This window comes from Hydrogenophaga aquatica (assembly GCF_054780915.1).
On record NZ_BAAGVK010000012.1, the window covers coordinates 38,216 to 54,515 of the forward strand.

Here is a 16,300-nt window from a genome sequence, read left to right on the forward strand (position 1 = left end):
CTACAGGTCGAGAACCAGTTCTTCGGATTGACTGCGTGAACAACAGATCAGCATGGTTCGGTTCTGAGACTTGACGGAGTCGGACAGCAAGTTGTCGCGGTGTTCCGGAATTCCAGACAGGACCGCCGTTTCGCAAAGCCCGCAAGAGCCTTGCATGCAGCCATACTGTGCATTGACACCCGCTTCCAGGGCGATATCCAGAATGGAACGTTCTGGAGGAACGTCCAAGCACATGCCTGACTGTTTCAGAATCACCTTGAACTGTCCGGCAGGGGCGGTGTTCGGGGCTGCACTGAACCGTTCCAGATGTACCTGCTCCGAGGGCCACTTGGCGGTAGCCGACTCAAACGCGGCGAGCATGGGTTGCGGGCCGCAGCAGTACAGATGGGCGTTGTTGTCGGCGCGGGCCAGAAGCGACTCGATGTCTGCCGGGCGATTTCCATGCTCATCGTCGAAGTGAGTCAACAAAGATCCCACTCTGGATTGGCGGGCCAATGCTTCGATGTCTTCCAGGTAGGCAGCGTGTTCTCTGGAGCGAGCCGCATAGCATAGAGTCCAAGGCCTCTGCAAGGCTTCGAGCCGTTGTGCCATCGACCAGATGGGGGTGATGCCGATGCCTCCTGCAATGAGGACCGTGGATGCGGCAGCTTCGTTCAGGGGAAACAAGTTGCGTGGGAGGGATGCGTTGACTTCATCGCCGACGCGCAATTTTTCGTGAACGAAACGCGAGCCGCCACGGCTTCTCGGGTCCTTTGCCACTCCGATTTCGTAGCGGTGGGGTGCGCCCCCATACCCAACGATGGAGTAGCTTCTTGAAAGCCCTGGCGCAATCTTTATATCCAGGTGTGCGCCAGGCGTGAACTCTGGCAGCGGGTGGTGGTCCAGGGATTCCAGCACCAGCGTCAAGATGTCCTGCGTTTGGCGCATCATGCTGTGAACGCGAAGGCGCAAGGCGGGGGTGTCAGCCATCGTACTCATAGGAATTTCGAGGTTCTTGTTTGCTGCTTTCGATCGTTGGTGCATTCAGATTTCGGCATCGCTCAAAGCCATGAGGCTGGCGTTGCCGCATTCGATGCGTGAGCAAAGACCGTCGATCAGGGGAAGCTGGCGCTCCATCCAGACCCCACCCAGGGTGAGTTTGAGCGCTTGGAGTTCTGGAGAGCGTGCCACCTGGCACACGTCACTGTGTATCGCCGCAGCAATTTCCAGCCAGTTCCAGCCGACGTAGAGGATGCCCAGGGCGGTAAGAAGATCGTACGCGCCACCGGCCAATGCATGCGGCTGCTCAGTCCTGTAGCTGTCCAGCGCATGCAGCGCCCGCTTGATACGAGCGTGCGCTGCTGCCATCGGTTTTACGAACGCGGCAAGGTTTGGCTGGGTCTGGTGCGTGTCAATGGATTGGGCAATGGTGTCGAGGAAGGTGTTCTGTGCTCTGCCTGCGTTTGCGGTCAGCTTGCGTTGCACCAGGTCCATGGCCTGTACGCCATTGGAGCCTTCGTACAGCTGAGCGATGCGGGCGTTGCGGACGTACTGCTCAATGCCGTAATCCTTGATATAGCCGTGCCCCCCCAGAACTTGCTGGCAGGCCACCGTCGCGTCAAAGCCGCGATCTGTGAAAAAGGCTTTCATGACCGGCGTGAGCACTTCAAGCAGATCTGCGGCGCGTTGCCTTTCGGCCGGGTTGGGCGAGTGCTCGGCCACTGACTGCCACAAGGCGGCGCGCATTGCGCCAGCGCGTGCACCCTCGGCAAACGACCGCGATTCAAGCAACAAGCGCCGCACGTCAGCATGGGCGATGATGGGGTCCGCAATGCTGCCCGGATGTCGCGGCGTGTCGCCGGCACGCCCAGAAAACCGTTCACGTGCATAGTCTGCAGCGTTCTGCCGCGCGATTTCCGCATAGCCTACGCCAGACATGGCTGTGCTCACGCGGGCGTAGTTCATCAAAAGGAACATTGGCGCCATATTTGCCGAAGAGCCGCTGCGGCGTTCATCGGAAATGCGCCACGCGACGGCATCCTCGAAATCCAGTGCGCAAGTAGCGCTGCCTTCAATGCCCATCTTGTGTTCGATCGACCGGGCTGTGACGCCATTAGCGCCACCGAGGGCACCGGTTTGCGGATCGATCATCCGCTTGGAAACCATGAATACGCAAACCGATGACAGTCCGGAAGGGATGCGGCCATCCTCATCCGGTACTTTCGCCAAGACGATGTGGATGATGTTGTCGGTCAGGTCGTGGTCGCCGCCGGATATGAAGATCTTGCGGCCGGTGACGCGCCAGGTTCCGTCGGGGTGCGGTGTGGCGCGGGTGGTCAACTGGCGCAGGTCGGTGCCGGCCTGCGGTTCGGTCATGCACATTGTTGCCGTCCAATCGCCTGCCGAGACCTTGGGTACTACATGCTTGCGTATCCATTCCGGCGCCAGCTTGGACAGCATGCTGGCCGTGGGGGCGCAGAAGCTGCTGTACATGGAGAAGGAGTGCCCTGTGGCGGCGCGAAGCTCGCTGACAGGCACAGCCATCACTGGTGGCAGGCCCGCACCTCCGAGAGCCTCGGGCAGGCTAAGACGGTGCCATCCAGCCTCGCGGTAGGCTTGCCACGCCTGCACAAAACCTGCAGGGGTGCGAACGTGGCCGTCGTTGATGTGAGCACCTTCAGCGTCGCCTTTGAGATTCAGAGGGTGCAGCACTTCCTGGTGGAACGTGGCTGCAGCCTCCAGTATTTGGCCGGTGAATTCAGGAGTCAGATCCGCGAAGCCTGGCAGGTCGGCATGGTCTTGGACGCGCAGCACATCGTGCAGCAGAAATTGCCAATCGGCAACGGGCGCAGTGTAGTTAGGCATCTTGGAATATCAGTGGTTGTCAATAGCCAGCCGGCCACCCGAGTTCGCGAGCTGGACGAGAAGTTCCGCAGGGGCGAAAGCGTCCCCGTGGCGAGATTGAAGTGCATTCAGTCTGGCGACAATTTCGGCTGCGCCAAGTTGGTCCGCGTAGTACATGGGGCCGCCCTTCCAGTCCGGCCATCCGTAACCGAGTTGCCAAACCAAGTCGATGTCGCTGGCGCGTTCGACAATCTGGTCGCTGATCAGTTTGGCGCCCTCGTTGATCATCGGCAGGATCAGGCGGTCGTGCAGTTCTTCGTCGCCGATGTGGCGTCGTTCAATACCTTCCTGTCTTGATGCTTCTTCAATCAGCGCCGTAACCTCAGGGTCGATCAGAGGGCGTCGCTTGCCCGGTTCATAGCGGTAAAAGCCCCGGCCTGCGCTGACGCCCAGCCGACCACGTTCGTACAGCTGCTCGATCAACCAGTCACGTTCGCCTTTGCGTTGTCTGGAGCGGTGCATCAGAGCGATGCCGCCTGCCATGTCTTGGAGTTCAAAGGTGCCCATTGGCAGGCCGAATTCACGCAGGAATCTGTCAATGTCATGGGGAAACGCGCCTTCCAGCAGCAACCGGCTGGCCTGTCGTTCGCGCACGATCATCAGACGGTTGCCGACGAATCCGTCACAGATGCCGACCACGATGCCCGTCTTGCCAATCCGGTGTGCGATGACCTGTGCCGCCTGTAGCGTTCGTGCACTGGTCAGCGGGGTGCGCACAATCTCGACCAGGCGCATCACGTTCGCGGGGTTGAAGAAATGGAGGCCTACCACTGCTGACGGGCGCTGCGTGGCCTGAGCGATGGCGGCAACATCCAGCGTGGATGTGTTAGTGGACAGGATGGCGTCGGGATGCGCGTGGCTGTCGAGCTGCGCGAACAGTCGGCATTTCAAGTCCAAGTCCTCCCAGACCGCCTCTACCACCAGACCTGCGTCGGAGATGGAAGACAGTTCGGTGGATGTGGTGAGGCACTTGAGTCGTTCTTTGAGGGTGTCTTCGTCGATCCGGCCTTTGGCCAGCTCCTGGTCGAGCGCTTGCCCGATGCGCAGCTGTGCGCGGTCGATAGCATCTTGCGCCTGATCCACCAATTGCACCTTGAGCCCGGCCTGAAGAAATGCCAGGCTGATGCCAACGCCCATGTTTCCAGAGCCGATCACGGCCACCTTCTCGAGGCGGTCAACCCGGGGGGAAGTTCCCGCTTGCAGCGCTTGTCTGGCGCGCGCGCTGTACGCTCGCGCCTCTTCGGCTCGGACGGTGGTGAAGGCAGGTACGGGAGGACCATCTTGGGTGGGCTGCAGGCGCAGCGTCACGGACTCGCCTATTTCCATGGCGTGAACGTCGGCGTCAACCACGACACTGTGCAGGCGAAGCCCTTCTTCCAGTTCTACGATGACTGGCGACGTAGGGCGCCGGCTGCGTTCGACGATTGAATACGAATAGACGCGCCCCTTGCCCGTGAGTGGGTGCCATTGCGTTGTCTGGTGACCGCAGTGAGGACAATGCGGGCGCGGATAGAAGTGCAGCTTGTTGCAGGATGGACAGTGTTTGCCCAGGAGGCGGCCGGCGTGCGTCGCTTCCCAAAACGGCTCATCACCCGGGAAGATAACGGGGGCAGGAAGGGTGTTGCGGGAGGCTGCCATGGTTTATTCCGCTTGAAGAATGAGAGTGCCGGCTGCATGTGAGCCAGCGAGGTTTCCACCTGTGCCGTGGGCGAGTACGAATTCGTGGTTGGGGACTTGCACCGCCGGGTGGGCTTCGCCGCGGCACTGCCGAACGGCTTCGAGGATCTTGGTCATGCCGCCCTTGTTGCCGGGGTGGTTGTTACACAGTCCCCCGCCATCGGTGTTGAAGGGCAGCCGTCCTTGGCCGGATATCAGGTTCCCATCGGCCACGAAGCGGCCGCCTTGTCCCTTGCCGCAAAACCCCAGGTCTTCCAGTTGCATGATGACGGTGATGGTGAAGCTGTCGTAGAGTGAAACGTAGGAAATGTCTTGGGGCTTGATGCCTGCTTCCGCAAAAGCTTTGGCGCCTGAGTGGATGCCGGCAGACCAGGTCAAATCGATTTGTCCGGCGTTCTGGTGTTTCACGGCTTCGCCTGCCCCGATGACCTTGACCGCGGGGCGCTTGAGTTGTTTGGCCAACTCGGGCCTGACCAGTACAACGGCGCCACCCCCGTCCGTCATGACGCAACAGTCCAGTCGCCTCAGGGGAGCCGCGACGGTTGGCGACGCCATCACGTCGTCTACTGTCACAACCGTGCGATGGACGGCGTTGGGGTTGTGCTGTGCATGGTGAGATGCCGCAACCCGCACCCAGGCGAGCTGTTCGGGGGTCGTGCCGAACTCATGCATGTGGCGTCGAGCGACCATCGCGTAGCCGTACATGGGGGCAGGTGGAACGGCCGCTTGAAATGGGAGGTTGGGCATGGTGCCGCGGTCCACTCCAGCCAGTGCGGTGCCTGCTGCAGCTGCGAGGGGGCGGTCAGCCATGGTGATCAGGGCCACGTTGCAGTGACCTGCCGCAATGGCTTGGGCCGCATGGCTGACATGCAACAGATAGGCGGACCCGCCAGACTCGGTGGTGTCTATGTGTCTAAGGTTTTTCAGGCCGATGTACTCGGCCATGGTCAGGCCGCCTAGGCCGGGCGCATCAGCGCCGCAGAAATAACCGTCCACATCGTCCAGCGTGAGCCCGGCGTCTGCCAGTGCCCCCAGTGCTACGTCGGCGTGGAGTTGCGCGGTGGATATACCGTCTGCGCGTCGGGTAGGGTGTTCGTAGATGCCGGCGATGTAGGCCTTGCCGTGAATGCTCATGGTGGGTGGCGCTTTGGTGGAAAAAGATGACGGCAGAACAAGAATGCGCCGCTTTATGACGCATCATATAAAGTAACCTTAGATTATGGATTAAGGGAAATCCCTATGCGTTTTCCTGAGAAGATGATGTAAGGTTACATTATTGTTTGAGTACGAGATGACCTCTGTCCACATGAACCCAAGCCTTGCCTCTGTTATGACCGCTCCTTTCCTTCCGCTGCCCTTTCTGGAGCGCGATGTGGAGGTGGTGGAGCGTGCTGATGGGGTGGTGATGCTGAGCAGCAGGGTGCCTTTGGGTGAGGTGCAGCCCCATCTTCCGGCGGTGCTGCGCCGACACAGCCTGCAGCGCCCGCAAAGTGCGTGGCTGATGCAGCGCCAGGAGGGTATAGCTGGTTGGCGCAGCCTGACGTATGGTGAAGCACGCGCCCAGGTGGATGCGGTGACACAGTGGCTGCTTGAGGCGGGGGCGCCAGACCGCAATGTGATGGTTCTGAGTGGAAATTCCCTGGAGCATGCCGTCTTTGAGATAGCGGCTATGCAAGCGCGCATGCCGTATGTCCCGGTCACGCCCGCCTATTCTTTGTTGAGTGACGACCACGCCAAGCTGCGTGCCATGGTGGCGTTGATCCGTCCAGCCATCATTTTTGTTCAGGAGGCTCAAGCCTTCGAGCGGGCGTTGCAGGCAGTGGTCGCCCCGGAGACCAAGGTGGTGTATGTCGGTAAGCCTGTCGACAACCTGGCTGCGACACCCTGGGCCGAGGTCGTCAAGACTCCCGTGACTTCCGCGGTGGATGCGTCGGTGGATGCCATTCGGCCCGAGACAGTAGGCAAGTATCTGTTTACGTCGGGCTCCACAGGTGTTCCCAAAGCCGTGCCCATCACGCAGCACATGCTCTGCTCGACCATGGCCATGCATGCGCAGACAGTCAGGCGCACCCCAGACATGCCTGAGGCGGTATTGTTGGAGTGGCTGCCTTGGAGCCACGTGGCAGGGGGAACGGCGATCTTCAACAGTGTGCTGGAGGAGGGGGGCACTTTGTATCTGGATGATGGGCGTCCGGTACCTGGTGACTTTGACCGTACCTTGCGCAACTTGCGTGAGATCTCTCCTACCCGCTTCAGCAGCGTGCCCGCAGGCTACGCCATGCTGGTTGATGCGCTGGAAAACGACGAAGCAATGGCGCAAAACTTCTTCCGCCAAATGCGTCGACTGACGTCGTCAGGGGCCAAGTTGCCTGATGCGGTCTACAACCGCATTCAGGCCCTGGCTGTGCGGTGCCTGGGCCACCGTATTCCTTTTGTGGCGGGCTACGGATCAACGGAAACCTGCGCCGCCACGATGGTGGTTCATTGGCCCAGCGAGCGCGCCGGACTCGTGGGCCTACCGCAGCCTGGCGTTGCGATCAAGTTGGTGCCGCTGGAGGACAACCGGTACGAGGTTCGGGTCAAAGGCCCTTCGGTGATGCCTGGATACCTCGACCAACCCGAGCTTACGCGAACAGTGTTTGACGAAGAGGGCTACTACACCATGGGTGACGCGGTCAGTTTCGTCGACCGCAAGCGCCCTCTGGAAGGGTTGGCATTCTCCGGCCGAGTGGCAGAGGAGTTCAAGCTGCAGTCGGGCATATTTGTTCGCGTTGGCACTTTGCGGGTGGAAGCCATCAACGCCGCAGCACCGCTGCTCAGCGATGTCGTGGTTGCAGGGGCGGACCGTGAGTATGTGGCGCTGCTGGCGTGGCCGAACATGGACGCCATCCGGCAGCGGTTCGGTGACGTTGATGCTCGCAAGCCCTGGGCGCATGCTGCGCTGCGCAAAGCATTGAGCGATGCCTTTGCCACGCATAACGCCAGCCACACCGGCAGCAGCATGCGCGTAAACCGTCTGATGCTGTTGACAGAGCGCCCTTTGATGGATGCAGGTGAGATCACCGACAAAGGGTATGTCAACCAGCGCGCTGTGCTTGCGCGCCGGGCGGACCTTGTTGATCTGCTCTACGAATCCAGCCCTGGAGACGAGGTGATTGTGGTTGAACGTGGCGAACCGGCGTCACGCTGACCTGTGCCAGTACATCAAAGAAAGAAGGTTCTATGGACGAAGGTCTGCTGCAAATCGAACGTGAGGGCGACATTGCTCTGGTCAAGCTCAACCGGCCAAGCAAGCGAAACGCAATCAATGACGCTTTGATTCACGAGTTGGGCGAGTGCTTTCTTTCGCATCTCGATGGTGCTCGTGTAGTGATCCTGCATGGTGAGGGCGAGCACTTTTGTGCCGGCCTCGACCTGTTCGAGCTGATGAGCAAGCGCAGTCCAGACGCTCTGGTTGGGATGCGGCGGTCCAGGCAATGGCATCGCGTGTTCGACCTGATGCAGTTCGGCGAGTTACCAGTGGTCAGCGTGCTCAAGGGTGGCGTGATTGGCGGCGGGTTTGAGCTGGCAGCTGCGACGCACGTCAGGGTGTGTGAAACCTCTGCATTCTTCCAACTGCCCGAAGGCCAGCGCGGCATCTTTCTGGGCGGTGGCGGGTCGGTGCGGATTCCTCGCCTGGTGGGTAGCAGCCGTGTGGTGGAAATGATGTTGACCGGACACGCCTTCGATGCAGAGGAGGCGCGCCGACTGGGCGTGGCGCATTACGTGGTGCCGGTCGGCGAAGGTTTGGACAAGGCGCGCGAACTTGCGCAGGGCATTGCCAAGAACGCGCCAGCAACCAACTACGCGATCATCAACGGCATCAGCCGTATCAGCGAAATGCCCATGGCCGAAGGCTTGTTCGCTGAATCCATGGTCACAGCCATGACACGTTCTGCGGGGGTGGATGCCTCACGTCGCATCACCGAGTTTTTCGAGTCCAGAGCGAACCGCAGTGCCGAAGCGCCGCCAGCCAGCCAGACCACTTGAGTGGCCTCGCGGGCAAGAACCATCCAACAGTAGGAGTCAAGCATGTTATCGAAACAGGACAACGATCTTTTGACGCGGGTGTGCGGGGACGCGCCCATGGGCCGGATGATCAAGCAGCACTGGTGGGTGCCCGCCGTGTTGTCTGAAAAACTGGAGGCTGACGGCAAGCCGGTTCGCGTCAAGTTGTTCGGTGAGCAGTATGTAGTCTTCCGTTCAACCGACGGCCGTGTGGGCTTCTTTGACGAAGCCTGCCCGCACCGTGGCGCTTCGCTGGCCATCGGTCGCAATGAAGACAACAGTTTGAGGTGCATCTACCACGGCTGGAAGTTCCGTGTGGATGGCGTGACGGTGGCGGTGCCGACCCAGCCATCGAACGAGGTGGAGTACTGCAAGCACGTGCCGCTGAAGCACTACCCCGTGCGTGAAGAAGGCGGCATCGTCTGGGCGTGGCTGGGGCAGGGGGAGACGCCGCCCGAGTTTCCCGCCTTGCCTTTCGTGGGTCTGCCCCGGGAAAACTTTGTGGTGTTCCGCCAGAAGGTCAACGCCAACTGGCTGCAGGCGGTGGAGACGACGATGGACTCCGCCCACCTCGGGGTGTTGCACCAGAGCTGGCTGGTGGGGTTTGGTGACATCGAGCTGTCGTCCGCCAACATGGCGCCGGTGTACCACCTGGCGCAAAAGCCCTATGGCTTCCGCTATGCCGCGGTACGTGCGCTGAAGGACGAGCGGTCGTATGTGCGCACCAACAGCTTCGTGATGCCCTGGTTCGGCATCGTGTCGCCCAACGCGACCGATGTGAAAGGCGGCAGCATTTTCTTCTCGGTGCCAATCGATGACGAGAACATCTACTACTGGCAGATGACCTACCGGGCGAACGAAAAGCTGGTGCCCAACAAGACCCACCACTATGAAGACCCGGACTCGTGGCCGCCGCTGCCGCCCGGCAGCCCGGACGACAACTGGGGGCAGGACCGCGAGGCGATGAAGAACGGGCATTTCACCGGGTTCACTCAGATGCTTGGCACGGAAGACTTTGCCGTGATCATGAGCATGGGGCCGATCGTCGACCGATCGAAGGAGTACCTCGGTGCGGGTGACGGTGCGGTGCTTGCCGTGCGCCGCTGCCTGAGCAACGCAGTTCGTCAGTTCATGAACGGCGAGACGCCGCAATTTGCGCAACACGATGGCATCGACTACCGCGCCACGGCGCCGAAGTCTCTGGTCGTCGGGCCTGAAGAGGACTGGCGGTCCATGCTCTGACCCCGGGCCTAAGTATTCCAAACGCACAAACCAAAGCGAGCTGTTTTGTCCAGCGTGCCCAGTGCTCCCAGGCCTGACACGCCGCAGCTACAAAAACCTTTTGCAGAAGGAGACAACATGAACAACGTACCGTATCGCGCATGCGTCATGGCCCTGATCGGGTGTTCGCTGGCGGTGGGCGCGCACGCCCAAGGGCAAGCAGCTGCGCCTGTGAAAGGGGGGACGCTGGTGATGCCTGTGCACGTCGGCGAGCCTGCCACGTACGACTGCCACGCCACCAATTCGCCCGCAGTGATGTGGCGTGTCGCGTCCCACTATTCGACGCTGCTGAAGATCGATGCAGATAACTTTCCCCAGGTCACCGGTGACCTGGCCAAGAGCTGGACCGTTTCGCCAGACCAGCTGAGCTACCGCTTCACCCTGCACCCCAACATCAAGTTTCACGATGGCAGCACCTTGACCACGGCAGATGTGAAGGCCAGCTTCGATCGCCTGCGCAACCCGCCGCCAGGCGTGGTGTCCCTGCGCCAGGGCATGCTGGCAGACATCGCCTCGATTGAAACGCCGGACGACAACACTGTTGTTTTCAACTTCAAGCGCAAGAACGCTGCGGCCTTGCAATTGCTGGCCATGCCCTATGCCTGCATCTATTCCGCGAAGATGCTTGCCAGCGATCCGTCCTATCCGGGCAAGCGAGTCATGGGAACAGGACCATTCCGCTTTGTTCGCCACACCCCCGGTGCGGACTGGGTGGGGGAGCGCTTCAATGACTATTTCATCGCGGGCAAGCCTTACCTGGACGGCATTCGGCTTTTGAACATATCGCCGGTGGCCGCCACCAACGCGCTGATTGCGGGGCAGGTGCATTTCACGATGCAGGGTTTGACTCCGCCTGAAGTGGCGCGCGTGGTGGGGGCGCGCGGCGACAAGGTGGTCGTGCGTGGGGGCGGTAACGCAACGACCTTCATTCCCTGGTTTGCCATGAACACCCAGCGTGACGGTTTGAAAGACCCGCGTGTGCGCCGCGCGCTGAACCTCGCTCTCGACCGCTGGGGAGCCTCCAAGGCGATGGAACAGATCACGCCGATGTTCCGCGTGGGGGCGTTGGTGCGGCCCGGCTCGACCTATGCACGCAGCGACGACGAGCTGGCCAAGCTGCCCGGCTTTGGCCGGGACATCGAGGCCGCGCGCAAGGAGGCGCGGCGCCTGCTGGCTGCGGCGGGGCAGCAGAACCTGAAGTTGATCGTGGTCAACAACCGTGCATTCACCTATTTTGGTGTGTACGTGGCAGACCAGCTGTCCAAGATCGGCGTCACTGTTGAGCATCTGGCGTTGGATGCGCCGCAAGTCGGTGCCCGCCGGATTTCCGGGGACTACGACTTGATCTTCGACAGCCCCGCCGAGTACTCGGACGATCCGACCATTCAGATGGCCTATTTTGAGCCGTTCAGCACCAACCGTGCCAACCTGGCCCGTTTTGGGGATCCGAAGGTGGTGGAGCTGTACCAGGCGCAGCTGCAGGACTTCAACCCCCAGACCCGCAAGCAGCGCGTGCGGGACCTGGAGGCCTACCTGATGGAGCAAAGCTACGTCATGCCGCTGTTCTGGCAGAGCCGCAAACGTGTGATGGATGCACAGCTGCGCGGCCTGGAGGGCGACTATGGATCGAACTACGTGAAGATCGATCTGGCGGATGTCTGGCTTGACGCTGGCGCGAAGAAGTGACCCCGTCAAACACCACGAGCAACTCCCCCTAAAGACCTCTTGTCCGCCCCGACTGCCATGCTGAACGCTTCCGTCGAAGACCGTCCCCAGGTCAGTGCCGTACCTCCCGGTGCGCATGCCGTGCCGCTGCTTTCGGTGCGCAACATGAATGTTAATTTCGCCACCGAGGGGGGGCGGGTGCATGCTGTGCGCGGTCTCAGCTATGACGTATATCCGGGCGAAATCCTGTCCATCGTCGGCGAGTCGGGCTCGGGCAAGTCGGTCAGTTCGCTGGCTGTCATGCGGCTCTTGTCCGACAACGCAACGGTCAGCGCCGACAAGATGGTGTTCGACGGCGTCAACCTGCTGGAGCTGAGCAGGGCGGAGATGCGTGCCTTGCGGGGCAAGGGGATCGGGATGATCTTCCAGGACCCGATGATGGCGCTGAACCCGGTCATGACCGTGGGTGACCAACTCATGGAGCCCTTGCGCATTCATCTCGGCCTGTCGCCGGTGGCGGCGCGGGCACGGGCGCTGGAGTTGCTTGGTCTGGTCGGGATTCCTGACGCCGCTACCCGCATTGACCAGTACCCCCATCAGTTCTCCGGAGGTATGCGACAGCGCGTGATGATCGCTATCGGCTTGTCGTGTAGCCCCAAGTTGCTGATCGCCGATGAGCCCACCACGGCGCTGGACGTCACTATCCAGGCGCAGATACTTGATCTGATGCAGGAGCTTTGCCATCGTCTGCGCATCGCGCTGGTGATCATCACCCACAACCTGGGTGTGGTGGCGCGCTACGCAGACCGGGTGTTGGTAATGTATGGCGGCCGCATGGTTGAACAAGGCCCTTGTGCCCAGGTGTTCAAACAGCCTCGCCACCTGTACACCGCAGGGCTGCTGGCCTCCGTGCCAACGTTGGTGGGGCCGCTGGGGAGAAGGCTGGAAGGCATTGACGGCACGCCACCCAACCCGTCGCACCTGCCGCCGGGTTGCGCCTTCGCGCCCCGCTGCATGCACGCGCAGCCCGCCTGTGCCAACGAGGCGCGAGCGAACCTGACCGACGTGGGCACCTTGTCGACCTGCGTGCGGGCGCCAGAGCTGGCCGATGGGCGCATCCGCTGGACCAGCAAGCTGGCCCAGACGCCGCAGGCGCCACGTGCCGAGCCATCGGGCAAGACGCTAGTGGAGGTGCGGGCGCTGGAGAAGACATACACCCTCAAGAAGGGGCTGTTTGGCCGGGGCCGAAACGTGCAGGCCTTGCGTGATGTGAGCTTGACCATCGAGGCAGGAGAAACCATCGGCGTCGTTGGTGAGTCGGGTTGCGGCAAATCCACTCTGGGTCGGCTCCTGCTGCGTCTGGAGGAGCCATCAGGTGGGCAGGTGCGCTTCAAGGGAGATGACATCACTCATCTTGGCGATCGCTCGCTGCGTTCGTTTCGCCGCCACACGCAGGTCATCTTCCAGGACCCGTATTCCTCGCTGAACCCTCGGCAGCGCATAGGCAGCATCCTGACCGAGCCCATGCTGGTGCACGGCATCGCCGTCAACTGGCGCGTTGCGAATGAGGAGGCCATCCGCCTATTGGAGGAGGTTGGACTGAGGGCAGAACACGCAGATCGGTTTCCCCACCAGCTCTCGGGCGGGCAGCGGCAGCGCGTAGCAATTGCCCGCGCGTTGGCCATGAAGCCGGAGTTCATTGTGTGTGACGAGGCTGTCTCGGCGCTGGACGTTTCGGTGCAAGCGCAGGTCGTCAATCTGCTGGCCGATCTGCAGGAGCGCTTGGGGCTGTCCTATTTGTTCATCGGACACGACTTGGCCGTGGTGCGCCAGATTGCCACTCGAGTGGTGGTGATGTACCTCGGCCGGATTGTGGAGGTGGCCGATCGCGACAGTTTCTATGCAGAACCGCTGCATCCCTACGCACAGGTGCTGATGGCCGCCGTGCCGAGCACGGAGCAGATCGGCCTGGGCGGTGGGGCGGCGCAGGCCATTCGTGGTGAGCCGCCGAGCCCGTTGGCGCCGCCTTCTGGTTGCGCCTTCCGGACCCGTTGTGTCAAGGCCACCGAAGAGTGTGCCCGGACTGTTCCTGAACTCAAGACCGTGGCACCAGGCCGTCTGGTCGCTTGCCTGCATATCGCGTGAGGCCCCCATGCTGAAGTTCCTGCTGCGCCGTGCCGCGCAATTTCTGTTCACGCTCTGGGCTGTGGCCACGCTGATTTTCTTCATGCTCCGGGTGCTGCCCGGGGACCCGGTGGAGTTCAAGTACACCAGCGAAGGCGGCGTCATCACCGCCGAGCAGTTGCAAGACCAACGGGCGCGTTTCGGCTACGACCAGCCCTTGGCGACGCAGTACGTGCGCTGGATTGGTGGACTCACGCGCATGGACCTGGGCACCTCCATCTGGAGCGAGAACCCGGTGTCTGAGGAGATTGGGACGCGCTTCGGCATCACGATCCAGCTCGCGGTGACGGCCCTGGTGATAGGGCTGCTTTTGGCGGTGCCGCTGGGGGTGCTGGGGGCTTTGAGCCGCGGCACCTGGCTGGACCAGGTGATTCGGGTCTGCACAGTCACAGGGCAGTCCGTTCCCAGCTTCTGGCTGGCCATGCTGGTGCTGCTGGCTCTGCTGGCCACCGTCGGTTGGATTCCGGCCATCGAGGCGGTGTCCTTCCAAGAGCGGCCTTGGGAATATCTCGCACAGATCTTCGTGCCGGCGCTGGTGGTGGGCTGGCGGCTGTCGTCCGTGAACGCTCGGTTGCTCCGCTCTTCGCTGATCGAGGTCTTGTCGCAGGACTACGTGCGAACCGCGCACGCCAAGGGCGTGGGACCTTCACGCGTCATCTGGCGGCATGCCTTGGCCAACGCGATGCTGCCCACCATCACCGTGATCGGGATCGAGTTCGCCGGTCTGCTTGGTGGGCTGGTGGTGACCGAGCAGGTGTTCAACATCAACGGCATCGGCCGTCTGCTGGTGCAGGCCATCAGTTTCAGCGATCTGGCCCTCATACAGGGCTTGGTGATGCTGTTTGCCTTGATCTATGTGTGTGTGGGCTTCTTCATCGATGTGTTGCAGGCAGCACTCGATCCACGCATCCGCGTGCACTGACGCTTCATATCCGCTTGTACTGACCCCTATTGAACCATCAGACGATCATGTCCGGATACCTTACTTTACGAGCCCTCAGGCGTTTCACCAGGACCCAACCTCTGGGCTTGATTGCGCTGGTGCTCATTACCGTCATGCTGCTCGCGGGTTCATTCGCCCCCCAGCTGGCTCCTTTCAGTCCTCTGGATGCCCGTTTTGACGCGGTCTTGCAGCCACCTAGTGCCGAACACTGGTTCGGGACAGATAACTACGGCCGCGATGTGTTCTCGCGCATCCTGCACGGCACGCGCCCGGCACTGCTGCTGGGCATTTCCACGGCGCTGATCGGCTCGCTGATCGGGGCAGCCCTGGGGACCGCGTCGGCGTACTTCGGCGGCCGTGTGGACGCCGCGCTGCAGCGTGCCAACGACGTGTTGCTGTCGGTCCCGCTGATCGTGGCGGCCCTGGTGGTGGTGGCTGTCCTGGGCAAGAGGATGGTCGCAGGGGTGGATGTGAACCTGATGCTGGCTATCACCTTGCCGTACATCCCAGTGATGGCCCGGGTGATGCGCACCGCCGCCATGAGCGTGCGGGTCTCGCCCTACATCGACGCGGCGCGCGCACTGGGCTATTCGCACACGCGGATCATCGTGCGCCACATGCTGCCCAACCTGGTGTCGCCCTGGCTGGTCATGGTGAGTGCCTTCACTGCCCAGACAATTCTGCTGGAAGCCTCTTTGTCCTTCCTGGGGGTGGGGGTGCACGAACCGACGCCTGCCTGGGGGCTGATGCTGTCGGGCGTGAGCGTTGAGACCCTCACCACCGCGCCCTGGGTGATCATGTTCCCAGGGCTGGCCATCAGCCTGACGGTCTTTGCTTTCAGCCTCCTGGGGGATGCGCTGCGCGACGCGCTGGACCCGCGGACCCGCCACTGACCGCGGCGAACGCACACGACACAACCGCTTCAAGGACCACACAACGATGAGCAACGAACTCGTATCGCGCTTGCGCCACCTGGACGCGTGCGCCGTGTCAGACGCCCTCGACCGGCTGGGCATCGACCAACAGGTCGCCTCTGGCCTAGCGGCTCAATCCACCCAGCGCAAGCTGGTGGGCCAGGTCGTTACCTACCGATTGGTGCCTGCCGGTCAGGCTCCCAAATCGTCCGGCCCGGTGCGTCATCTCGGCACCACCGCAATCGAACTGGCACAGCCCGGGGAGGTGATCGTGGTAGAGCAGAGGACCGGCGTCGAAGCCGGGTGCTGGGGCGGCATTCTGTCTCTGGGTGCGAAGGTCAAAGGTATTGCGGGTGTGGTAGCCGACGGTCCCGTGCGCGATATCGACGAAGCCCGCGCCTACGACCTCCCCATCTACTGCCGCAGCCTGACCGCGCGCACCGCGCGTGGCCGCGTGGAGGAGGTGTCGGTCAACGAGCCCGTGAGCATCGGCGGCGTCACCGTGGCGCCCGGCGATCTGGTGATTGCCGATGGCAGCGGGGTGGTGTTCATTCCGGCAGCACGTGCAGCCGAAGTGATCGGCGCGGCCGAACGCATCGCCGGACGCGAAGCCGCCATGGCCAAAGATTTGCTGGCGGGGCGACCGGTCACTGAGGTGATGGGGCGGGATTATGAATTCATGTTGCGGCCAGACGCCGCGTAAGGA

General features: G+C 61.9%; 12 protein-coding genes. 8 read left to right on the plus strand and 4 right to left on the minus strand.

What is annotated here, in order from left to right:
• The 4 genes from ACYVHH_RS11475 to ACYVHH_RS11490 are packed head-to-tail and all read right to left on the minus strand — an operon-like array spanning position 1 to position 5,694.
• Positions 1 to 969: a PDR/VanB family oxidoreductase gene (locus ACYVHH_RS11475; protein ID WP_460565307.1), complete on the minus strand. Its 969-nt coding sequence runs from the start codon at positions 967 to 969 to the stop codon at positions 1 to 3.
• A 54-nt stretch (positions 970 to 1,023) separates the two neighbouring features.
• On the minus strand, positions 1,024 to 2,844 hold the full coding sequence (locus tag ACYVHH_RS11480; protein ID WP_460565308.1) for an acyl-CoA dehydrogenase family protein: 1,821 nt from the start codon (positions 2,842 to 2,844) through the stop codon (positions 1,024 to 1,026).
• A gap of 9 nt (positions 2,845 to 2,853) precedes the next feature.
• Complete coding sequence (locus ACYVHH_RS11485; protein ID WP_460565309.1) at positions 2,854 to 4,521, minus strand: 3-hydroxyacyl-CoA dehydrogenase NAD-binding domain-containing protein; 1,668 nt, start codon at positions 4,519 to 4,521, stop codon at positions 2,854 to 2,856.
• Between the two features lie 3 nt (positions 4,522 to 4,524).
• Positions 4,525 to 5,694: a thiolase domain-containing protein gene (locus ACYVHH_RS11490; RefSeq protein WP_460565310.1), complete on the minus strand. Its 1,170-nt coding sequence runs from the start codon at positions 5,692 to 5,694 to the stop codon at positions 4,525 to 4,527.
• Positions 5,695 to 5,851: 157 nt separating this feature from the next.
• Here ACYVHH_RS11490 and ACYVHH_RS11495 point away from each other — a divergent pair, with 157 nt between their 5' ends.
• From ACYVHH_RS11495 to ACYVHH_RS11530, 8 genes are all read left to right on the plus strand, one after another.
• Entirely contained in the window at positions 5,852 to 7,750 is a 1,899-nt protein-coding gene (locus tag ACYVHH_RS11495) for an AMP-binding protein (protein ID WP_460565311.1), read from the plus strand.
• Between the two features lie 32 nt (positions 7,751 to 7,782).
• On the plus strand, positions 7,783 to 8,589 hold the full coding sequence (locus ACYVHH_RS11500; RefSeq protein WP_460565312.1) for a crotonase/enoyl-CoA hydratase family protein: 807 nt from the start codon (positions 7,783 to 7,785) through the stop codon (positions 8,587 to 8,589).
• Between the two features lie 42 nt (positions 8,590 to 8,631).
• Positions 8,632 to 9,849, plus strand: a complete 1,218-nt coding sequence (locus tag ACYVHH_RS11505; protein WP_460565313.1) for a Rieske 2Fe-2S domain-containing protein — start codon at positions 8,632 to 8,634, stop codon at positions 9,847 to 9,849.
• A 117-nt stretch (positions 9,850 to 9,966) separates the two neighbouring features.
• On the plus strand, positions 9,967 to 11,574 hold the full coding sequence (locus tag ACYVHH_RS11510) for an ABC transporter substrate-binding protein (protein WP_460565314.1): 1,608 nt from the start codon (positions 9,967 to 9,969) through the stop codon (positions 11,572 to 11,574).
• 57 nt (positions 11,575 to 11,631) lie between these two features.
• Positions 11,632 to 13,698 (plus strand): ABC transporter ATP-binding protein, encoded by a 2,067-nt coding sequence (locus tag ACYVHH_RS11515; RefSeq protein WP_460565315.1) that lies wholly within the window; start codon positions 11,632 to 11,634, stop codon positions 13,696 to 13,698.
• 7 nt (positions 13,699 to 13,705) lie between these two features.
• The gene (locus ACYVHH_RS11520; protein ID WP_460565316.1) at positions 13,706 to 14,659 is read left to right on the plus strand and encodes an ABC transporter permease; all 954 of its coding nucleotides are present in this window, start codon (positions 13,706 to 13,708) and stop codon (positions 14,657 to 14,659) included.
• Between the two features lie 47 nt (positions 14,660 to 14,706).
• Positions 14,707 to 15,573 (plus strand): ABC transporter permease, encoded by an 867-nt coding sequence (locus ACYVHH_RS11525; RefSeq protein ID WP_460565317.1) that lies wholly within the window; start codon positions 14,707 to 14,709, stop codon positions 15,571 to 15,573.
• A 46-nt stretch (positions 15,574 to 15,619) separates the two neighbouring features.
• Entirely contained in the window at positions 15,620 to 16,297 is a 678-nt protein-coding gene (locus ACYVHH_RS11530; RefSeq protein WP_460565318.1) for an RraA family protein, read from the plus strand.
• The last annotated feature ends 3 nt before the right edge of the window (positions 16,298 to 16,300 follow it).